The sequence below is a fragment of the Rhizobium sp. P2_G2 genome (assembly GCF_056403555.1).
Genome location: NZ_JBFUFF010000084.1, coordinates 1 through 20,952 on the forward strand (window position 1 = coordinate 1; position 20,952 = coordinate 20,952).

At 60.8% G+C, this 20,952-nt stretch carries 21 protein-coding genes and 1 pseudogene; 10 read left to right on the forward strand and 12 right to left on the reverse strand.

All coding sequences use genetic code 11. The annotated features are described in order from the left end of the window. Positions 1-256: 256 nt before the first annotated feature. From AC1D06_RS33120 to AC1D06_RS33130, 3 genes are all read left to right on the forward strand, one after another. The gene (locus AC1D06_RS33120; RefSeq protein WP_477990097.1) at positions 257-979 is read left to right on the forward strand and encodes an MFS transporter; all 723 of its coding nucleotides are present in this window, start codon (positions 257-259) and stop codon (positions 977-979) included. Next, the gene (locus AC1D06_RS33125) at positions 970-1,416 is read left to right on the forward strand and encodes a hypothetical protein (RefSeq protein ID WP_477990098.1); all 447 of its coding nucleotides are present in this window, start codon (positions 970-972) and stop codon (positions 1,414-1,416) included. The genes AC1D06_RS33120 and AC1D06_RS33125 overlap by 10 nt, the downstream gene beginning before the upstream one ends. A 518-nt stretch (positions 1,417-1,934) precedes the next feature. Beyond that, entirely contained in the window at positions 1,935-2,462 is a 528-nt protein-coding gene (locus tag AC1D06_RS33130; RefSeq protein WP_477990099.1) for a GNAT family N-acetyltransferase, read from the forward strand. Between the two features lie 25 nt (positions 2,463-2,487). Here the strand turns inward: AC1D06_RS33130 and AC1D06_RS33135 are convergent, their stop codons facing one another. The 7 genes from AC1D06_RS33135 to AC1D06_RS33165 form a co-directional block, all read right to left on the reverse strand. Continuing rightward, on the reverse strand, positions 2,488-4,050 hold the full coding sequence (locus AC1D06_RS33135) for a polyamine aminopropyltransferase (protein ID WP_477990100.1): 1,563 nt from the start codon (positions 4,048-4,050) through the stop codon (positions 2,488-2,490). Continuing rightward, positions 4,047-4,283 carry a hypothetical protein gene (locus AC1D06_RS33140; protein WP_477990101.1) on the reverse strand — a complete coding sequence of 79 codons (237 nt, stop codon included), beginning with the start codon at positions 4,281-4,283 and terminating at the stop codon, positions 4,047-4,049. The genes AC1D06_RS33135 and AC1D06_RS33140 overlap by 4 nt, the downstream gene beginning before the upstream one ends. Next, positions 4,280-5,014, reverse strand: a complete 735-nt coding sequence (locus tag AC1D06_RS33145) for a hypothetical protein (RefSeq protein ID WP_477878101.1) — start codon at positions 5,012-5,014, stop codon at positions 4,280-4,282. Before AC1D06_RS33145 ends, AC1D06_RS33140 begins: the two co-directional genes overlap by 4 nt. An 11-nt stretch (positions 5,015-5,025) precedes the next feature. Then, positions 5,026-5,877: a DUF350 domain-containing protein gene (locus AC1D06_RS33150; RefSeq protein WP_477878102.1), complete on the reverse strand. Its 852-nt coding sequence runs from the start codon at positions 5,875-5,877 to the stop codon at positions 5,026-5,028. Between the two features lie 91 nt (positions 5,878-5,968). Next, on the reverse strand, positions 5,969-6,364 hold the full coding sequence (gene speD / locus AC1D06_RS33155; RefSeq protein WP_477990102.1) for an adenosylmethionine decarboxylase: 396 nt from the start codon (positions 6,362-6,364) through the stop codon (positions 5,969-5,971). Positions 6,365-6,535: 171 nt separating this feature from the next. Beyond that, complete coding sequence (locus AC1D06_RS33160; RefSeq protein ID WP_477990103.1) at positions 6,536-7,519, reverse strand: phosphotransferase enzyme family protein; 984 nt, start codon at positions 7,517-7,519, stop codon at positions 6,536-6,538. A gap of 319 nt (positions 7,520-7,838) precedes the next feature. Continuing rightward, on the reverse strand, positions 7,839-10,205 hold the full coding sequence (locus AC1D06_RS33165; RefSeq protein WP_477990104.1) for a sensor domain-containing protein: 2,367 nt from the start codon (positions 10,203-10,205) through the stop codon (positions 7,839-7,841). A gap of 240 nt (positions 10,206-10,445) precedes the next feature. On the opposite strand from AC1D06_RS33165, the gene AC1D06_RS33170 reads away from it, so the two are divergent. From AC1D06_RS33170 to AC1D06_RS33190, 5 genes are all read left to right on the forward strand, one after another. Next, a complete protein-coding gene (locus tag AC1D06_RS33170; protein ID WP_477990105.1) occupies positions 10,446-11,354 on the forward strand; it encodes a hypothetical protein in 909 nt (302 codons plus the stop codon). A gap of 132 nt (positions 11,355-11,486) precedes the next feature. Next, positions 11,487-12,878: an NAD(P)/FAD-dependent oxidoreductase gene (locus tag AC1D06_RS33175; RefSeq protein ID WP_477990106.1), complete on the forward strand. Its 1,392-nt coding sequence runs from the start codon at positions 11,487-11,489 to the stop codon at positions 12,876-12,878. Between the two features lie 25 nt (positions 12,879-12,903). Next, positions 12,904-13,257, forward strand: a complete 354-nt coding sequence (locus AC1D06_RS33180; RefSeq protein WP_477878107.1) for a cupin domain-containing protein — start codon at positions 12,904-12,906, stop codon at positions 13,255-13,257. Between the two features lie 214 nt (positions 13,258-13,471). Continuing rightward, positions 13,472-14,341: a LysR substrate-binding domain-containing protein gene (locus AC1D06_RS33185; protein ID WP_477990107.1), complete on the forward strand. Its 870-nt coding sequence runs from the start codon at positions 13,472-13,474 to the stop codon at positions 14,339-14,341. A gap of 107 nt (positions 14,342-14,448) precedes the next feature. Continuing rightward, positions 14,449-15,456, forward strand: coding sequence for an isopenicillin N synthase family dioxygenase (locus AC1D06_RS33190; protein ID WP_477990108.1), 1,008 nt, complete (start codon positions 14,449-14,451; stop codon positions 15,454-15,456). A 73-nt stretch (positions 15,457-15,529) separates the two neighbouring features. Here AC1D06_RS33190 and AC1D06_RS33195 read toward each other — a convergent pair whose 3' ends face one another. Further along, positions 15,530-16,186: an O-methyltransferase gene (locus AC1D06_RS33195; protein ID WP_477990109.1), complete on the reverse strand. Its 657-nt coding sequence runs from the start codon at positions 16,184-16,186 to the stop codon at positions 15,530-15,532. A gap of 90 nt (positions 16,187-16,276) precedes the next feature. Between AC1D06_RS33195 and AC1D06_RS33200 the strand changes: the two genes are divergently transcribed. Then, a complete protein-coding gene (locus tag AC1D06_RS33200) occupies positions 16,277-16,963 on the forward strand; it encodes a TetR/AcrR family transcriptional regulator (protein ID WP_477990110.1) in 687 nt (228 codons plus the stop codon). Positions 16,964-16,988: 25 nt separating this feature from the next. Here AC1D06_RS33200 and copC read toward each other — a convergent pair whose 3' ends face one another. From copC to AC1D06_RS33215, 3 genes and pseudogenes are all read right to left on the reverse strand, one after another. After that, positions 16,989-17,357: a copper homeostasis periplasmic binding protein CopC gene (gene copC / locus AC1D06_RS33205; RefSeq protein ID WP_477990111.1), complete on the reverse strand. Its 369-nt coding sequence runs from the start codon at positions 17,355-17,357 to the stop codon at positions 16,989-16,991. 76 nt (positions 17,358-17,433) lie between these two features. Next, a pseudogene (locus AC1D06_RS33210) lies at positions 17,434-17,763 on the reverse strand (PepSY domain-containing protein); the annotation flags it as partial. Positions 17,764-17,936: 173 nt separating this feature from the next. Beyond that, positions 17,937-18,959: a helix-turn-helix domain-containing protein gene (locus tag AC1D06_RS33215; RefSeq protein WP_477990112.1), complete on the reverse strand. Its 1,023-nt coding sequence runs from the start codon at positions 18,957-18,959 to the stop codon at positions 17,937-17,939. A gap of 27 nt (positions 18,960-18,986) precedes the next feature. On the opposite strand from AC1D06_RS33215, the gene AC1D06_RS33220 reads away from it, so the two are divergent. Further along, positions 18,987-19,841, forward strand: a complete 855-nt coding sequence (locus tag AC1D06_RS33220; protein ID WP_477990113.1) for an alpha/beta fold hydrolase — start codon at positions 18,987-18,989, stop codon at positions 19,839-19,841. 64 nt (positions 19,842-19,905) lie between these two features. On the opposite strand, the gene AC1D06_RS33225 is transcribed toward AC1D06_RS33220, so the two are convergent. Next, positions 19,906-20,763 (reverse strand): GNAT family N-acetyltransferase, encoded by an 858-nt coding sequence (locus tag AC1D06_RS33225; protein WP_477990114.1) that lies wholly within the window; start codon positions 20,761-20,763, stop codon positions 19,906-19,908. Positions 20,764-20,952: the final 189 nt, after the last annotated feature.

Genomic DNA, 20,952 nt, shown 5'->3' on the forward strand with positions numbered 1-20,952 from the left:
GACCCTTGGTCACAAGAGGACCCTTGGTCACAAGAGCTTCGCGGTTCGTTGCCCGCTCGCCCTGATCGGCATCGCCTCATATCCGGTTCTTGTCCATCGGCCCGCAGGTTCGATCCACGCTTCCTCCCCACGGTCAGTCGCCCTTCCGCAGTTGCGCTTCTCTTCGCTCGCCATGACCAGCTTACGGTGGGACTTCCACCCACAAGAATGCGCCCATGCTGGGCGCACAACGGCCCGGCCCCAAGAGGGCCGGTTCATGGCTTACAAATCGACGGACACTCTCGACCGCGATCACGCCTCGGGTCGGTGGTTGCTGGGCAGGTGGCTGCTTTCATTGGCCACCATGAATGTGCCGCAGGCTGCTGGACCGGTGGCGTTCTCGCTCGTTGCTTTGAGCCTGACCGGAGATACCAGTGGCGGCGCGGCGATCATTCTTGCAATGACACTGGCGCAAGTGGTTGGTGCTGTCCCGTTGACGCGGCTCGGCAAGAAACTGGCTGCGGCAACCTATTTGAGGCTGCTGGTGGCCGTTCGCACCCTGGCTCTCGCCTCCATTGCGCTCTCTGCATATTGCGAGGCACGCTTCATTTGGTTGATTCCTCTCGCGGCGATCGCAGGGCTGGTCAATGCGGGCGCATATGGCTACCTGCGGTCGCTCCTGAATCATATAAGTCCTGCCTCCCAGCTGCCCAGGGCACTCGGTATTGCGGCCACGCTGAACGAGATGACCTATGTCGTGGCACCGGTCATGGCGTCCGGCCTCGGCACTGTTTCCCGGTCTTTGCCGTTGTCGCTCTCACACTTCTCAGTGCCTTGCCGGCGCTGTTGGTTCCGAACACCCGCTCAGCTGCGGTTGAGGACATGCGCCATATCGAAGGATCGGTCATCAGCCCCGCGATCGCAATGTGGCTTCTGTGCGACGTGGCAGGTGCCGCGGCCGTTGCCGCTATCGAAATCGGTGCCGTGGCATTGGCACTGAAATTCGGATACCAACCAGGCTTCGCCGTTCTTTTCACGGTGCCCCTGTGCCTTGCCTCGGTCACTGGGGGAATTTGGGTCAGCGTCAAAAATCGCATGGCGAAGCGGAGCACTGCGCTGGTGCAACTCGCGATCATGACGCTTGGTTCGGCTCTTATCGCACTGCAGCTATCGATCGCGACGGCCATTGTCGGGACAGTTCTGGTCGGATTGATGCTGGCTCCCCTGGCAACCTATTGCGGGCTTGTTCTGGAGACATTGGTGCCCGCTCACAAGCACCCGGACATATTCGCGCTGCAACGATCCGCAGAAGCGACAGGCGTTATCATCGCAAGCGCAATGCTGACCTTGGCGTCGCTGCCGGTCGCACTTACGCTCGGCGCTGGCATGATGGTATCCGTCACCGTGATGATCGCTATCGCATCGCTCAAGAGGTAACCGGTGGGAATTGCGACGTCGATAAGCGCGAGGCCTGAATTTTCGAGCAGCGACGGCGCGCGTCCTATTCGAAGCTGGCGGCAAAATTGCTGTGGGGTCGTGTCCGGCGGTGTCACTCACCGATGCCGGCGTCCGGCGTGAGCGCCCCCCCAGTTGGCCACGTCTGGACGTCACTCGGCAACCAGGAGCAGGTCGGACGCGATGATGGAAACACCCACCAGCGCCAGCACTGCATATGTAAACCATCGTCTGAAATTCGAACTCATCCTGAGACTTCCTCTGATTGGCATGGACCCGAGCTAGGTCGCTCCGGGCTCCGTTTCAAGAGGCGGCGACGATGGGCGAGCCGTTTCCTCGGCGGCGCGGCGCCATCGTTGTTGCGTCGGCTTTGACGCAAAGGAGCCTGAAGGCCTGGACTGCTTTTGGCCCCGGGCGGTCGTTGCCGATACGCGCGGAAGGCTTCATTTCGCGGCGCATTCGTGCGATCAATCCGGCCGCAGCAGCAGAGGCGACAAAGCATGCGCTCAATCGACATCGATATCCTCGACGCCAACAGGGCTGCATCACATCTGCCGCGCTTCGCCGACATCCTCGTCGACAGTGTCGAAGGCGGCGCTTTGATTGGCCATGTCCTTCCCATCGACCGGGGATCAGTCGAAACCTATTGGAACGATGTCATTGCATCGGCCGGCTCGGGCGAGCGCCTTCTGATCTGCGCGATCGTCGACTGTCAGATCGCCGGGACGGTCCAGCTCTATCTGTCGCCCGAGCCGAATGCGCCACACCGGGGCGAGGTCTACAAGCTGCTCGTCCACCGGGACTTCAGGAACCACGGCATCGGCGAGGCACTGATGAAAACCGTCGAGAGCGAGGCGCGGAAGCACGGGCGCACGCTGCTGCTCCTCGACACCGTGCAGGGCGGCGCGGGCGAGCGCCTGTACCGCCGCCTCGGCTGGCAGGAAATCGGCGTGGTGCCCATGCACTTCGTCGACCCCTGGGGAGAGTTCAAGTCGTCCGTCTATATGATGCGCTTTCTCGATCCCTGAACATGGACCGGCTAGGCGACCGGGTTCATCTGTAATATTGCCACCCCTTGAGATAGTAATCGAGCAGCACCGGCCGGTCGAGGGTATTGACCTCGACATCCCCCGCTATCGTGTCTTTGTCGAATTCGAAATGTTTGATTATGTTGGCTTCGGTCAGATAGCGCGTTTCGACCGTCAACCGCGGCCGGGCCATGTTGAGCTTCGCATCGCTGGCCAGCACGAAGCCCCATTCGCCGAATGACGGCACGTTGGTATGGTAGGGGTAGATGTTGCCGAAGCCGGCTTTCTCGACCGTCTTGGCGATGCTCCAGAAGGCCCGGGGCGCGAAAAACGGGCTCGTCGCCTGGGTGACGAACAATCCACCGGGCGACAGACGATCATGCGCCAGGTGGTAGAACTGCTCGCTATAGAGCCGCGTCAGCGCATTGTTGTTGGGATCCGGCAGATCGGCGACGATCAGGTCGAAGCGTACCTGGCTGGACTGCAGGAAGACGAAGGCGTCGTCCAGGATCACCTTTACTTTCGGTGATGCCAGGCTGTTGCGATTGAGCGCAGTGAAATAGGGATTGGTCCTGGCGAGTTCGATCATTTTGGGATCGAGATCGACCAGCGTGATCTCACCGATATCCTTGTATTTCAGCAATTCCCGCACGGCGAGCCCATCGCCGGCGCCGAGCAGCAGCACACGCTTCGGCGGCGTCGGGTCGAGTGAGATCGGAATATGGATGAGCGATTCATGATAGCGATATTCGTCGACCGACGAGAATTGCAGATTGCCGTCGAGATAGAGCCGCACGTCTTCGCGATCCCGCGTCACCACGATCCGCTGATAGCGCGTCTGCGTGCTGTAGACGATGCGGTCCTCGTAGAGGCTCTGGTCCCAATGTTCGAGGAAATAATGCGACAGCGCGATCATCGCCGCCAGCATGACGGTGAGCAGAATGGTGATCCGTGTCAGCCGACGCGCCGGACTGCCGATCTCGTCGCGAAAGGTGTGCAGCACGGCAAAGCCGATCGACATGTTGGCGAAGCCGAACAGCAGTGACGACTGGTAGACGCCGAACACCGGCAGCAGCAGGAACGGAAAGGCAAGGGTCGCCACCAGCGCGCCGAAATAATCGAAGGACAGGATGTTGGCGATATTCACCTTGAGCGGATTGTAGCGCTCCATCAGGCGTGTGAGGAACGGGATTTCCAGCCCGATCAGCACGCCGATGGCGATGGTGAAAAACAGATAGACATGCAGGAAGTATCCGGTCCAGGCATAGGCGAAATAGAGCGCCGGGATGCTGAGGCCGCCAAGTGCCGCCAGCGCCAGTTCGATGCGAACGAAACGGGCCAGCAGGTCGCGGTCGACATATTTCGACAGGAACGTGCCCGCGCCCATCGACGCCATGTAGATGCCGATGGTCAGCGAAAAATACATGACGCTGTCGCCGRGAAAATAGGCGGCGGTCGTGGCGATCAGCAGTTCGTAGATGATCGAGCACAGACCCGAGACGAAGGCCGAAAAGATCAGGGTGAGCGCCCGCCGGCTCGTGCCGGATGACATTGTGTCGTCGGTTTCGGTTTCGATCGGACTGCTCACTTGCCACTTTCCGGGCCGCCGCCGAGGAGGTTGGGGCCATTGATGCTCTCGGCGCGGCTGCTGCGCTCGTGATATTCCTCGACGCCGTTCCAATACCAGCGCGAGGCGCGGGTGTTGAAGCCGTGATAGCCGGAATAGCCGTAGCCATTGGCGGCGGGCATGAACAGCAGCAGATAGATCACGCCGAGAATGACGGCGGTGATCTGCACGGCATTGCGTGTCGCCCGGTTCACAGGAACCTCCTGACGACGCTCGTCAGCGTGCGGTTGAGGATCTCGTTGGCGATCAGCCCGATCGCCAGCGTCAGGATGCCGAAGATCATATGTGGTATGCTGCTTCCGACCGCGCGGTCGATGGTGACATAGATCTCGTCGGGCGTCTTGTCGCCTTCCGTCTTGATGTTGAGGTAATAAATGCCCTTCACCGGAATTGTGATCTTCATCTGGTAGCTTCTGTCGGCTTCGTTCCAGTAGCCGTCCTCGTCGGTACCGTCCTCGTGCCAGAGTTCCTTGCCGAAGGAAAACAGATAGCCTTTGTTGGCGTCCAGAACCTCGCCCTCGACGAAATTCCAGCTGTTGACCGGCAGGCTGGCATCGATGCCGACCTGCAGAACCTGGCCGTCGCTGGTGACCTCGATCGGGCCGACAATGGCATAGCTCAGCATCGGATATTGTTCGCCGGGCTCGACGGCATCGTCGTCGCTGGCCGGCGTGTCCGACTTGCCGGCCACGATGTCGCCCGGCCGGGAAGGAGCCTCCTGGCGTGTGACATTGCTGTGGAAGACGGATTCCGCATCGAAGCTCAGCACGAAAGCGGTCAGCAGGCTGAGCAACCCGAAGGCGATGAACACATAGGCCACCTTGGTATAGTCCACGCTTTCGCGCGAGGGAGGACCGGGCGGCTGCGGATCGGGCTGCGGCGGATCCGCATTCTGTGCTTTTCGGCCGAAGCTTGGTTTGCTCATCGTCATCGGCTTCAGATCAGGAAGGCCAGCACGACAGCGAAGGCGATGGCTGTCGTGGCTTCGAGAATGCCGGCGCCGACATTACGGTCCTCGCGGATCTCGCGGCCGAGCGATTTGCCCGGGATGATCATCCTGTCTATCGCGAGCCGGATCAGCGGCAGGGCGACGAAGGCAATGAGGTCGGCGACGAAGAACTGCGTCAGATCCTTCTTCCAGTCGGTGAAATTGCCGGCCGCGGCATTGGTGATCAGGATCGACAGGGCGACCAGATTGCCGCCGAAGGCAATGCCGGCGGCGAGGTTTTGCTGCATCAGTTCGGCATGTATGTCGTAGCTGGAAAACCTCTCGTAGATCAGGCTGAAGAAGAGCAGCGACAGTTGGCCGAGCACGAAGAAGACGACCGCGGAGAGCACGCCGCCGCCCTCGCCGGAAATCGCCCCGGCGGCGACAAGGCCGGTGGCGAGATAGGCGCCGAAATGCACCGCGCCGACGCCGACATTCCTCTCCCGTACCAATTGTTCGGTGTCGCTGAACCGGCGGAGAATGGCGATATCGTTGAACCAGCGCGCCAGATTGAGAAAAACCAGGCCAAGCAGGGAATAACCGCCGACAACCATCAGATCATGCATCAGCCCCTGCGATGGGCCGATCAGGGCGCCGACGAAGATCGCCGCCGTGGCAAGATAATAACCGGCCATGGCAAGCCCGATGGCCGGATTGTCGCGCTCGGCCAGTTCATCGTTGAGCTTGTAGGAAATCGACAGGCTCTTGAACCACTTGGCCAGCAGGAAGAGGAACAAATACAGGATGATGAAGGCCAGCGCCTTGATCACATCATCCAGGCCGATGGCTTTGAAATCCATTCTCTGCTCGTGGTTTCGGGGGGTGACGGAAGAGCTCTAAGGTGATTTTTCCCGCATCACAAGAAGAGATTGCAACAGCCTTGCTGCGCGGTCAGCCTCGGGCGATCGTCTTTACCGCGATGCGGACCGGCGAAAAATGGGCTTTCAACGGCTCGACCGCAAGGCGTGCGTCGCAGGCTCCGCACATGAAGACATCGATCGCCGCAAAGCCGGTCTCGGGCCATGTGTGGATGCTGATATGGGACTCGGCCAGCAAGGCGACGCCGGTGATGCCAGCCGCCTCGCCGAACTGATGAAGTCGTATATCGATCACGGATGCGCCGCACGACCTGGCAGCCGCCAGGAGAGCCGCTTCGACCAGCGCCGGGTCCGTAAGGCCCCGCGCATCGAAGAGATCGAGCAGCACGTGCAGCCCGGGCGCGTAGGGATTGAGGGCCCCGTTGGCGCCCTTTTTGGCTATGTCAAAATCAGCCGCTTCGCCAGGCATCAAGTCTTATCCAGTCATTGAGAATCAAGCACCGTCGACCGGTCGCAATCCAGAGGTATAGTCAGGCCTCATGGTTCGCAAAAGTGCGATGCTCAAACAATCGCCGTCTCCAGATTTTTCGCAGCGTCGCTTTGATGACGATAGTCGAAGAGCGGTTCCCGTGGGATGATTTCAGAATAGACGATCGGAAAACTGCCAGTCCTCCCATTTCCTGAGAAAATTCGCCTCCCGCGCGATCCAATCGACGGCGTTGCTTCCCCACTCCTGCATTCGGCCCGCATATTCGCCCATCAGCCAAAAGTGGCGGACGATCACAAACCGGTGGGCAGCTTCGAAATCTTCTGCAGTGATTGGCCGGACGGCCCGATATCCATCGACAAAGGCGTCCCACATGGGGGTCGATTTCCGGCCGAAGGATATTTGCGCCCACAGGAATACCGACAGGTCATAGGCCAGATATCCCGGACCTCCGTCGTCGAAGTCGAAAAAGACAGCTTCACCGGCGTCGTTGATACGCGCATTGAAGCCGTGACAATCTCCATGACAATGCGTCCAGGTCAGGTCGCCAAATGCTTCGATTGCTTTTCCGGTTCGTAGAGCGATGCTCTCAAGATCGCCGAAGACTGTCCCGTCTTCCACCAGTCCGCTGTCGCGAATGCGCGCGAGGGGCCGGTGCAGCAGATGTTCGAGGTCAAGCCGATAAAATGCGCCGTCGGAAGAAAATGTCTCGGCTGCCCTGTGCAGGAGTGCAAGCGTTTTGCCGTTGGCCTGGGCATCGCCGGCGTCCGTCGCATCCGGCTCGCGGCCATCGATCGAATGGAACAGCACCGCCGAACGGGAACCCTCCGGCGCATGACCGTGAAGGAAGAAGGCACCATCGCGTGTTGGGATGGGTGCGGCGACCGGAACTCCCGATTGCGAAAGATGCAACAGGAATGCCGTTTCGATTTTGACGTCGGCAGGACCGCGAGCACGGTGATGGGAAAGCCGAAACACATAGCGCTCGCCGTCTTTTCCCGTCGCGAGATAGACATCGTTGAAGCCGCGTTGAAGCATTCGGCAGGAGACCGGCCCTGCGAGCGCATAATGCTTGTTGATGAACCGTTCRACCGCCTCAATCCGCGAGGTCGAGTACAGTGGATCGAAATCAAGCATGTCAGTGCTCCGTAAGAGCCTCGCGAGGCAGGTTGCGGAAAAGTGTCCCACGGTTTTCCAACGAGAACCTGTGACAAACAAAAGACGAGAGCATGTCGCCTGAAAGTGGGCACCGGTTTCAGGACAACGACATGCTCAAACAAAGGCTTTGAGCGCGGTTCTGATTCTATCAGAACGCAAAGCGCTCTAAGCGTTTCGTAGCCGGTTTTGCGATTTTGGAAAATAGTCGGTTCTACCGCGGCTGCACCACTGCAATCGGCGCAACGCTGCCTTGTCGCGGGGGTCCGCCACGGTTTTCCAAAGGCTATGAGGACAGGCCCTATTTTTGGTCGCTACCGAAGACCGGCTGGGCGCGCCGCATGAAATCGCTGAATTGCGCCGCCGGCATCGGCYTGCCGACGAGGTAGCCCTGGATATTCTGGCAGCCGCACTCCATTAGAAACGCCGCCTGTTCGCTGGTTTCCACGCCTTCGGCGATGACGTCCAGGCCGAGCTTTTCGGCCAGAGAAATCATCGCCATCGACAGCGTCATGTTGCTGGCATCGCCGGGCACGTCGGTGAGGAAGGAACGGTCGATTTTCAGCCGCGAGACCGGAAAGCTCTTCAAAACGCTCAGGCTCGAATAGCCGGTGCCGAAATCATCGATCGACAGCGCCACGCCGAGGTCGGAGATTTCGCGCATCTTGGCAATGGCGAGCGGCAGGTCCTGCATGATCAGGCTCTCTGTCACTTCCAGTTCGAGATAGCGCGCATCGAGGCCCGCATCTTCGAGCACATGGGCGACGTCCGAGGCCAGGTCCTTTTCCTGGAACTGCCGCGCCGAGACATTGACGCTCACGACCAGGGCAGGCAGGCCCTCGTCCTGCCACGACCTGGCCTTCCGGCAGGCCTCGCGCAACACCCAGGCGCCGAGCGGAACGATCAGCCCGGTCTCTTCCGCCAGCGGTATGAAGGTCGACGGCGGTATCAAGCCGCGGACCGGATGGTTCCATCGCAGCAACGCTTCGGCGCCGAAGATCTCACCGCTGCCGAGATTGTGCTGCGGCTGGAAATGCAGGACGAATTCATCTTCCCGCAAAGCCTTGTACAGCTCTTCGGTCAGTGCGRGTTTCTGGCGGACGCTTTCGGCCATTTCGAACGAGAAGTGCTGTAGATTGTCGCGCCCGGCCTCCTTGGCGCGATACATGGCGGTGTCGGCATTGGCGAGAAGTTCGGACCGGGTTTCGCCGTGCTCGGGATAGCATGAGACGCCCATGCTGCRGGTAACACCCAGTTGCTTGCCGCCGAGGGCGATGGGCTGGGCGATCACGCGGCGAAGGCCTTCGAACCTCTCCGTCAGCCTGTCTTTTTCTTCTTGAAGCACATTCAGAATGACGACGAACTCATCGCCGCCGACGCGACCGACCGTTCCGTCCTTGCCGAGAACGGTCTGCAGACGCGACGCCACGACCTTGAGCAGTTCGTCGCCGGCGGCATGCCCCAGGCTGTCATTGACGAGCTTGAAATTGTCGACATCGATGAAAGCGACAGCGATGCGCTGCCCGGCATTGCGCGCCCTGGCAAGGCTGTTCTCGAGCTCCGTATCCATGAGCAGTCTGTTGGGTAATTCCGTCAGCGTGTCATGCAGCGCGAGAAAGTTGATGCGGTCTTCCGTGCGGCGGCGTTCGATGGCAATGCCGGCAAGGTGTGCCGCAATGGCGATCAGTTTCTCGTGCTGCTCGGTGGGAGCACGCCTCTCCGTGGCGTAAAGCGCGAATGTGCCAAGCACATCGCCTTGCGATGAATGGATGGGCGTCACCCAGCACGACTTGAAACCGAATGCAGCGCTGTCCGAATTGCAATTTCCCCATGCCGGATCCGAGTGCATATCTGCGACGATGACGGGTCTGTCGAACCAGGCTGACGTCCCACGCCCCCCGACATCGGGTCCAATCTCCACCCGGGTGCAAAGCCGGCAAAAGTCTGCGGGCAGCGAGGGCCCCGCGCCGAACGTCAGGTGACGCCGGTCCTCGGCAACCAGCATGACGGAGCCCGACATGCCCGGGACCTGTGCCTCGATCATCAAGGTCAACTCGGCCAGGAATTCGGTGAGCGGCATGCCTTTCGCAACAAGCTCCAGCAGTCGCGCCTGAGCCTGAATGAGATGTTCCGCCTGCTTGCGGGCCGATATATCCCTGGACATGCCCAACACGCCGATAATGTTGCCATTGGCATCGCGAAGCGGCAGGCGTGACATCATCAGCCAGCGGTCACCGTTGCGGATCAAGGACACTTCCTCGATCCCAAGATCGGGCTCCCCTGTGTCGATAACCTTTCGTTCGACGGCTTCGATCGCCGATGCCGCCTCGAACGGGTGCAGATCGAATTCGGTCTTGCCGAGAAGCTCGGCCAGGCTCGTCAGATTGTTGTCGACAACGACGGCCTTGTTGGCGAAGAGGAATCGCCCCTCGAGATCCTTTGCATAGATATAGTCGGGAATCTGATCGATCATTCCTTCCAGCCAGTCATGGCGGCCGGAGCTATTGTCTTGCCCAAGGGGAAGGCGCTCGATGGCGCGCTTGAGCTGATCGACATCGGCGCTGTCGGATCGCTGATCCCGTATGATTGCCGATTTTACCGAGTTTTTTGCGGTCAAATCGATTTCTCCACTATCGAGGTCAGGTACCGGTCGTCTGATTATTTCCATGGGTTACTAAAATGCAGTTAAAACTAAAGGGTTAGCTATATTAGCAGGCGAATGGGAGCCGCTTGCGGCCTCACGACGGATGCAGCCCGGACGCTGCCGATGAAACGCCGGCCTATTGGATCACGGCCGCGGAGGAACCCCTGATTTGCCAAAGGATGCGCTGGAGGTGAAGCCTGGAATTCCGATAGCCGACGGCCATATTGTCGCCCCTCTTGTCGGGCGTCCTCAGGCGCCACCGACATGAAGGAGGCTTCGTTGCATTTCGCCAGCCGTTTCGCTGTTCTCACTTCTCTGCTCCTGATGCCCTCATTGGCGCTATCGAGCGATCAGAAAGACGCGTCGTTCAAGGACTGCCGGACATGGGTGAATAGCCTGGGCATCGTCGAGGCCAATGAAAAAACCACGATGGAAGACATTCCCGATGGCTGCCGGCTCAGGCATTTCTACGCGAAATTCTCGCCCCGCAATCGCTACCGCATCGATGAGGCCACGCTCGTCGCGCCCGGACTGTTCGACGCGATCGCCCACGAAACACCGCCGGCACAGTTGGACCTGACGCTCACCGGCTTCAAGGTCTCGCCCGACGTCGGCAGCCGCCTCACGGGCTACATCATCGAAATGCAATCCGACCCGATGACCATCCATCTGAACTACAGATGGGATCAAAAGGCGCGGACGGTCGACCTGGCCGACTTCAGCGTCACCGTCGGCCGCAATGGCGGTGTCCGCCTGGCGGGCCACGTTTCGGATTTCGATTTCGATCCGGCGCTGACCGGCGGTCCCGACACGGTCCCCGGCAAGCTCGACAGGCTGACGGTGACGCTGGACAATGGCCGTCTTTTCACCTCGTTTGCCGCGATCCCCTTGATCGGCATGCTGCCATCAGACGCCGATCCGGTGCCGCTGATCGACGGCTATAAGGCGGCGGCAACCGCTTTCATCGGCGGCCTGCCCGCCGACAAGGCATCCGACGGCAGCAAGGCGGCTCTCAAGCACTTCGTCGCCGACTTCCCGCGCCCGACAGGTGCCTATTTCCTGGAACTGACATCCGATGCCGGCATTGCGTTCAACACGCTCGACGATCTGCCGGCCTTGGCTCACGCGCTTTCCAGCACCCATATCGAGGCTTCGCGCACGGACAAGCCGTGATCTTCTGCACGTGCCGTCCGCGTCTATCGCTGTTCATGTTGCAAGCAGGCTTAACCGCTCTTGACGAAGACGGGTCCGGCGTCCGATCAAGCAGGCGCGATTTTCGCGGCAACTGCGACCGAGGGGCGGATGATGGACGACGGCGCGACGGTGAACGGCAATGTGTCCTTCTGGTATGCCGATATCGGCGGCCTGCCGGGCTATCGGGCGGCGCTGCCGGGTGATGTGACCGCAGATGTCTGCATCGTCGGCGCGGGCTATACCGGGCTCTGGACCGCGTACTATCTCCGAAAGAGCGATCCCTCGCTCCGCGTGGTCATCGTCGAGAGGGAATTCGCCGGCTTCGGTGCCTCGGGCCGCAATGGCGGCTGGCTGTCCGGCGGCTTTTCCTGGTCGAAGGCCAAATATCTCAGGACCTCGTCGCGCGCCGACGTGATCCGCATGGAGCGCGCCATGGCGGGAACCGTCGATGAAGTCTGCGCCGTCGCGGCAGCGGAAGGCATCGATGCCGACATCAGGCGCGTCGACAACCTGCTGGTCGCCACCAACAAGGCACAGCTCGACCGACTGCAATCCGCCTATCGCGACGATCTCGCCTGGGACATTCCGCCGGAGGAAGTTGAACTCCTCGACGCCGACGAAACCGCAAAACGCATCGCCATCCGCAATATCCAGGGCGGTTTCGTCAGTCGCGGCATGGCCCGGGTGCAGCCCGCCAAGCTGGTGCGCGGACTGGCGGCAGTGGTCGAGCGCCTGGGCGTTCCGATCTACGAAAAGACGGAGGTCCTCGGCATCGAAAAAGGCAAGGTTACGACGAGCAAAGGCACAGTCAGCGCGCCGATCATCATCCGCGCCACCGAAGGGTTCACCGCAGGCCTTCCGGGTCATAAGCACACATGGCTGCCACTGAACTCCGCCCAGATCGTCACCGAGCCGTTGCCGGAAAGCCTCTGGCGCGAGATCGGCTGGGAAGGCCACGAGCTGCTCGGCGACATGGCGCATGCCTATTGCTACGCCCAGCGCACGCGCGAGGGCCGGATCACCATGGGCGGCCGCGGCGTGCCCTATCGCTTCGGCTCCCAAACCGACGACCGTGGCCGGACGCAGGCTGCGACGATCGCGCAGCTCAAGGCCATCCTCTACCGGCTGCTGCCGCAGACCAAAAGCCTCAGGATCGACCATGCCTGGTGCGGCGTGCTCGGCGTGCCGCGCGACTGGTGCACGACGGTCGGCCTCGATCGGCAGACCGGGATCGGCTGGGCAGGCGGCTATGTCGGCCTCGGCGTCTCCACCTCCAACCTCTCCGGCAGGACGCTCAGAGACCTGATCCTCGGCCTCGACACGCCGCTTGCGACGCTGCCATGGGTCAACCATGCGGTCAAAAAATGGGAACCGGAGCCGCTCCGATGGCTCGGCGTCCACTCCATGTACCAACTCTTCCGCATCGCCGACGAACGCGAGGCGGCAGGCCTTGACCACACGTCAAAACTCGCCGCCGTCGCCGACCGGCTCACCGGACACTAACCGCATCAATCTGAAGGACCTTTTGATGATACCTTTCCTCACATTCGCCCATCTCGCCGACATCGACCTCGGAGCCGCCGAACCCAAGCCCACATCGATCGAAGGCGATCAGATGGAGGCCGCCGCGACGCTCTGGACCTCGCCGGACGGCCGCGTCGAGGTCGGCGTCTGGGAATGCACGCCCGGCCGCTTCACCGCAAACCGCGAGACCAATTCAGAAATCTGCCACATCGTTTCCGGCAGGGTATCGCTGCACGACACCGACGGCCGGACGCGGGATGTCGCCCCCGGCGAAGTGCTCGTGCTCCCGATCGGCTGGAAGGGCGAGTGGACGATCCATGAGAAGACCCGCAAGCTCTACATGACGCAGTCGGTGTGACGGGTGCGCAAGCGACAGTCTGCCGTCAAAAGTGGCGTCCGGCGTCGGCATAACCACATGCGTAAAACAACAGACAAAGCGCGCCGCTCAAACCCATGAGCAGGTGACGCGCATTAGATGAAATAAACCCTTGCCTTCCGAAGCGGCTTTCGATCTTCTGACGACTGACGCATCCGCGGAGGCAGGATTGGCCAGCCCTTACGATTTTTCATCGATGACCGCCCTGATTTGCTTCGAAGCGGCAGCGCGGAAGCTCAGCTTTCGCAGGGCCGCGGAGGAGATGAATGTGACCCCGGCCGCCATCAGCCACCAGATCAAGGCGCTTGAGGCCGATCTTGGCTGCAGCCTGTTCATCCGGCGCAGCCGAGGCGTAGAACTCACGGAGAAGGGAGCCTATCTGCTCGTCGTCATCCAGCGCGGCTTCGAAGGCATCAGCGATGGCATCACCAAAGTCCGGGATCGGCCGGAGACGGTCGATGTGACGATCCGGGCGACCACGGCGGTGAGTTCGCTGTGGCTGACGCCCAAAATCTCTGCCTTCTGGAAGACGCATCCCAAGATCACCGTCTCGCAGACGGTCAGCGATGTTCCGAGCTCAATTCACCGCTGTGACCTCAGCATTTACTACGGCAGCGATCAGAGCACCGAGGAAGCGACCATCCTGCCGCTTTTCAAGGACAGGATCGTGGCGCTCGGCTCGCCCGAATTTGCCGAACGGCAGGCGATCGGCTCGCTTGGCGATCTGATCGATGCACCGCTTATTCACCTGGACAGCGAGGAGACCGACTGGACGACCTGGGAGGGCTGGTTTGGCAGCCTGGGCTATCCGTCACCGCGCGGCCATGGTTTCCGGGTCAACAATTACATGATCGCGCTGCAGGCCGCACAGGATGGCATGGGTGCCGTGCTGGGATGGGATGGGCTCGCCGGCAAGCTGATGCGCGAGGGCCGCCTGGTGCAGCTGGTGCCCGAGAGCATTGCGTCGCCGGTGCCTTTCTGCCTGAAGGTGCATTCGCGGGCGTCGGCCAAGGCGCGGCTGTTCGCCGACTGGGTCGCGACGCATTGTCTCGGTGAGAAGGCCTGATCCAGAGAGATTATCTGAACTAAACTCAACGAAAATTTATTGCCGTTGTCGATTTTGTCATCCCGGCGCACCTTGTCATGGGTTCAACCAGACAAACAGGGTGGTACATGTCTATCGATCTCGTCGCCAAACTTGATGACAAGCTGCGTGCAAAGCGCGAAAGTTTTGATCGGATTCCGGTCATCGACGTCGCACCGCTGCTCAATGGCAGCGACAAGATGGCCGTTGCCAATCAAATCCGCTGGGCGCTTTCCAATGTCGGCTTCATGTATGTGAAGAACCATGGGATCGACAGGGATTTCGTCGATTCCGTCTTCGACGTGACCCGGCGGTTCTTTGCTCTGCCGATGGAAGACAAGATGAAGCTGCATGTCGGCCATTCCGGCGTGGCGCTGCGCGGCTATATCGAGCCCTTTGGCGAAAACACCAATCCCGGCAAGACCCGCGACCTGAAGGAATGCTTCGATATCGGTCCGGAGCAGGCAGCGGCGACAGGTCCCTTCTTCGGCCCGAACCAGTGGCCGGCCGGGTTCCGGCAATTCCAGGAACTGGTCTATGGCTATCATCAGAAGATGGTCGAGCTCTCGACCGGGCTGCTGAAGGGGATTGCGCTCAGCCTCGACCTTGCCGAAAATCACTTCGAAAAGCTGATGCATGATCCGATCAGCATCCAGCGCCTGCTGCATTATCCGTCGCAGACCGGTCATGTCGGTGAGGACATTATCGGGATCGGCGCGCATACGGACTACGGCAATCTGACGATCCTGGCGCAGGACGATGTCGGCGGCCTGCAGGTGATGAACCGCGATGGCGACTGGATCGAGGGCACGCCGATTCCCGGCACCTTCGTCATCAATATCGGCGATCTGATCCAGCGGCTGACCAATGATATCTACCTGGCCAACATGCATCGCGTGGTCAATACGTCCGGCCGCGAACGTTATTCGATCCCGTTCTTCATCGATGCCGATTTCGATGCCGTGATCAAGCCGCTGGTGTCGTGCATCTCGGAAGCAAACCCGATACGCTATCAGCCCGTGACCTGCGGCGCACACAAGTTCGGCCGGTTCGTCGCGAGCTACGCCCACCTTGCCGGCTACAAGGCCGCGAGCTGACCGCCACACAAGGCAAGCCGGCTGGGCAATGCGCCTGGCTGGCTTTGTGGGGAGGGGCTTGGTGACCGGCGCTTCAGCCAGCCCGCATGGAAAGCTCGATATCCTCGGCGAAGGGCGTCGAGAGATAGCCGTTCGCCGGTGCACGGACATAGGCGAGATAATCCGGGCTATCATCGGCATTGTCAGCCACCACCAGGGCACCGGGGCGAAGGCGGGGTTCGAGCAAAGCAAGGACCTCCGGGTAAAGCGCCTTGGCGCCGTCGAGCAGCACCATGTCGATTGCCTCAGGCAGGTCGGCCGCGAGCGTCGTCAATGCATCGCCTTCGCGGATTTCGACGAGATCGCCAAGGCCGCCATCGACGAGATGCTGCTTTGCCCGTGCCACCTTGGACGGCTCGAACTCCGTGGTGATCAGCCGGCCGCCGCCATTGTCCCTGAGCGCCGCGGCAAGATGCAATGTCGAGATGCCGAACGACATGCCGAACTCGACCACGTTTTGCGCCTTCGTGCTGCGGGCGAGCATGTAGAGGAGATGGCCGGTCTCGCGCGATACGGGGAGCCACAGGTCCTTCAGCCGGCCATAGAGATCGAGATATTCGGTCTTGCTGGTCAGAAGGCGCACCCGCTCCTCGCGCGATACGCTGGCCATGACCGGGCTGGTCGCCGAAGCGGCCTCGGCAAACAGCCGGTCGAGAAGCGGCGCCAGCGGCGCGGTTGTCAAAGTCGACATGATTGAACTCCGTGTTGGGATGTCTATTGCGTCGAGCGGCAAAATACGAATAATTCGTCGCATTCGCTAATCGCATCTCGGTCCGGCAACATGGCAAAGGGTTCAAGCCCCAGAATTTCCACGCGAAAATCGCCCCGGCAGGCGCGCTCGAACGACCTTGTCGCGGCGATCCTGGAGGCAGCGGTTCGCGTTTTGGCGGAAGAAGGCGCACACCGTTTCACCACCGCGCGGGTCGCCGAGCGAGCGGGCGTCAGCGTCGGTTCGCTCTACCAATATTTTCCCAACAAGGCGTCGATCCTGTTTCGGCTGCAAAGCGACGAATGGCGGCAGACGACCGCCATGCTCGCCGGCATTCTGGGCGACCGGTCGATGCCGCCCTTTGAAAGACTTCGATCATTGGTGCACGCCTTCCTGCGTTCGGAATGCGAGGAAGCCGCCGTGCGCATCGCACTCAGCGATGCCGCCCCGCTCTACCGCGACGCGCCCGAGGCCGAAGCGGCCAAGAGCGCGACCGATCCGGTCATGCAAGACTTCATTGAGGACGTGCTGCCCGGCATTTCCCACCCGGTTCGCGATGTCGCACGGGACTTGATCATGACCACGCTCGGCACCGTCGGCCAGGATTTCTCCGCGACGCCGCGCACGGACGATGAGATCGRGACATATGCCGCGGCCATGGCCGACATGTTTTGCGCATACCTTCAGAACCTGGCGAGCCGGACCGATCCGATGGCAGGCAGCACCGTTGCGGCCACCGGCGATGATGGATTGAAGTGACGCGCTTCAGGTCTTTGTTTTGTGATCAAGGCTTTACGGTGAAGCTGTATTTGCCCTCGGTCTTGTGTCCGTCCGCCGACAGCGCATGCCACTGCACCGTATAGGTGCCGGGGCCGAGCGTGTCGGAGACCGACATCATCAGCATCGTGTCGCCGTTCATCAGCATGGCACCGCCGAGCTTCACCTCCTTGTTGTCCGGCCCGGTGACCTTGATGCCGGTGAACTCGAGGTTCAGTTCCTCGGAGAAGAAGAGATCGAGTTCAGCGGGAGCCGCCTTGACGACAGCCTTGTCGGCCGGCGCAGAGGATTTGAGATCGGCCTGCGCCAGGGCTTGGCCGGCAATGGCAAGGCTCGCGACGATGGCGAAAGCGAACATGTTTGCTGTCTTGGACATGCAAGTTGCCCTTGTCAGGTAGGGAAGCTGTGGACCCGGCGGGAGCCGTGCGGTCGCGCCGGGTCGGGTTTCGACGTCAGGAAAACGCCCGCCTGAGCGGCGGCACGAGGCGAAGGATCGTCTGGTCGACGAGGATCATAATCGCAATGCCGATCCCCGTCATCGGAAATGCCAGGCCGAACGCCGCCGCAATCGCCCAAAGGGCGAAATAGACGCTTCTCCTGGGCGGCATGGGCGGAACGCTGATCCGCCCCGAGGGACGGCGCTTCCACCACATCACCGCGGCCGACACGCATATGAGGATGATGGACAGGCACGTTGCCAGCATCAGCAGMTGGTTGAAGAGACCCCATTCCTGGCCCTGGTGAACGTTGATGCCCCATTCGATCCAGCGGCCGCCATCCGGACGGTCGATGCGCCAGGTCAAACAGRAATGACGCAGCCAGGTGAAATCCCATCCCCATTCATCGGATGTCGGCAGAGATGGGCTCGACATCGGCGAAGCGATCATTCCCTAAATTCGCATGTCGGACAGCATGAATGCCTGACCCTCCGAACAATCGGATTTCGCAGCACAACTCAATGCCTGATATCACCGGGCGGCACCGAGAACCTGGCCTTGAATGCCCGGTGAAAATGGCTCGCATCGCGGAAGCCGCAGGAAAAAGCGATCGTTTCGATGCTGCGCGGGCCAAAATTCGGCGCGTTCAGTCGCGAGCGCGCGAGGTCCAGCCTCTCGGCCAGCATCCATCGCGAAAAACTCTCATCGCTCTCGGCAAAGCGGGCCTGGATCGTACGCGCCGTGCAGTGGAAAATCCGGGCCAGTTTGTGGATGTCGAAATCCGGGTCGGTAAGATGATTGCGGGCGACATTTTTGATGCAGTCCAGATCCGGGCGGCCCGACTGCACCGGACTATCGGAGTTTTCATCGCACAGCGCCGACAAAAGTCCGAGAACCGGGACGCTCATCTGCTGGGCAAGAACAAATTTGCCGGCCCTGGTGGCCTCGCACATCAGACGCATCTGCTGGGCCAACTGCCGGCCGGAATGGGAGCGCACCATTGCGTTGTTCATGCGCTGCAAACGCGAAACGGAACCATCCAGTGGCAGGGCGTTTTTATCAAAACGCAGCGACCAGAGTGTCATGGGGCTGCGCCGGTCAAAATCCAGCCGGAAGGGCCGGGCATTGTCGATCAGAAACGGCATACCGGGCGGCAATTGCCAATCCGAGCCCATGCAGTCGGCGCGATAGCTCGAATATTCGCAGACATTGAGAAACAGATGCTCATCCGGCTGCCTGCGGATTTCGGCTTGCTGGCGATTGGCGCAATGGCCGGGTGCGGAAATCGTTGCCAGAATGGAGTCGCCAATGGCAAAGGCGCGGAAATCGGCGTGAAATACCCGATCCTCCGACTGTTCAGGACGGATGCCGGTAAAGACCTTGCAGGCGGTCTCGCAGAAATAATCGAATTTCTCGCCGTCATCGACGGACGCAGTGGAAACCTCGGCGATGCAGGCCTCCATCCGCCCTTCGCTTACAGTCATAAGTTTTCGCTCCCAGCCAGGGCTCCCATCCCTGAACATTGCTAGTTTTGCCTGCATAGTGCCTGCATTTCAAGGGAGGAAAAAATGCCCGCATCCAAACCGGCTTTCGTGTTCGTGCATGGCGCATGGCATTCCGGCAGATCATGGGACAAGGTCGTCCGGCTTCTGGAAGACGCCGGTCATCCCTGCATTGCCGTCGACCTGCCCGGAGCGGGCCAAAACGCCAAATTTCCGCAAAGCTTTTATCAGCGACCGCTGAATGGCGCAGCCTTTGCCACCGAACCATCGCCCAATGCGGCAGTCTCGCAGGCCGATCGTACCAATGCCGTTATCGACGCCGTCAGGAAAGCCGCGCTGGCGGCCAATGGCAAAGTGGTGCTGGTCGGCCATTCCATGGGTGGCGTGACCGTCTCTCCCGTCGCCGAGGCCGTGCCGGATCTGATCGAAGCCGTGGTCTATCTCTCCGCCTTCATGCTGCCCACGGGCATGCCGGCGATTGCCATGATCCAGCACGAGACCATGGCCAAGGCCGTGGTCCCTGCCCTGTTCATGGCCGACCCGATGGCAGTCGGAGCGATCCGCATCGATACCGGCTCAACAGATGAGAACTACCGCGCCACGCTGAAATCCGCCTTCTATGGCGATGTCGACGACGGCGAAATAGCCGCGTTCACCGGGACGCTGCATTGCGATGAACCGGCCTCCGTGGTGGTGGAGCCATCAGCGGTGACACGCGAACGGTTCGGCCGGGTGGGCCGCCATTATATCAGATGCAGCGGCGATCGGGCGGTGACGCCCGAGGGACAGTCTTTCATGATTGCCRCAATGGACGGAGCCATGGGCAATGCGACCGGGTTGCACGAGATGGAGACCAGCCATTCGCCCTTTCTCTCGGCGCCGGGTGAATTGGCCGGGATTCTAAGGTCGATTGCGGGGTAAAGAAAAACACCTGTTCGCGCCATGTCGGCAGAGATGAGATCGACATCGGCGAAGCAATCTTTCCCTAAATTCGCATATCCGACAGCATGAATGCCTGCCCCTCGGGCGCAAAGGCACCGCGAACCATGTAGCCATTGTCGACCGGCTGCGTTTCATCCGGCGTCCAACAGAGGCGGTCCGGCGTGAGATGCACATCGACCCGCGCACCGTCGAAATCAAGCGCGGTCATGATTGCGGCCAGGGGCGGGATCGACGGCGCCACAACGTCCAGCAGGATCATTGTCCGCCAATTTCTCTTGACGGCGACAACCGCATCCAGCTGCGGAAGATGCAGCAGCTTTATCCCCGGCGTCAGGCTTGCCTTGAGCATGAACAAAGCCGGATGATCGCACGCCGACGCCAGCAGCGATGTGGGCACCCTCCGTGAGAACAGGTCGCGCAGCAGCGCAATATCGGCATCGACATTGAGCAACAGTTCGCGAAACCCGGCTTCCGCGCGCTGCCGCACCCATGTGGAACTGGATTTCACCTCCTGGAGCTGACGGAACCCGAAAGGCCGATAAAGTCCCGGCGTACCGGTGGCGAGGATAACCAAGCTCACCCTGGCATCGGCATGGTCCAGCGCCCGGCGCATCAGATCCCGAAACAGGCCCCTTCCACGCCATTCCGGCCGAACGGCAACGGATTGAACGCCGAAAGCCGCGACCTCCTCCCCGGCCAGCCAGAGCCGCCGCTCGTAGAGACTGACATTGGCGATAAGATTTCCGTCTTGCCACCAGCCGAAAGCGACGACACTGAGGTCGTGTCCCAAGCGATCGAGCGGTGAAATATCGACCGCGAATATGTCGAGGATCAATCGGCTGAGTTCCGCCAGGCCCTCTTTCGTGTGCGCATAGTCGGATCGAAAATGAAGAGGCTGCATCATGGCTTGTGGGTTATGAGGGAGATATGGAAAACCGATCGGATCGATATTTGCAACGGTGAATATGCCCGCTTTTGGCCCGAAGCGGACATCTTCCCCAGTTCCTGGGACCATTGCCGTCACGCCAGCGCCGCATTCTCATGAGAGGCACGCGCTGCCGGGCCTTGTGGACCACCACGCTCGCGGATC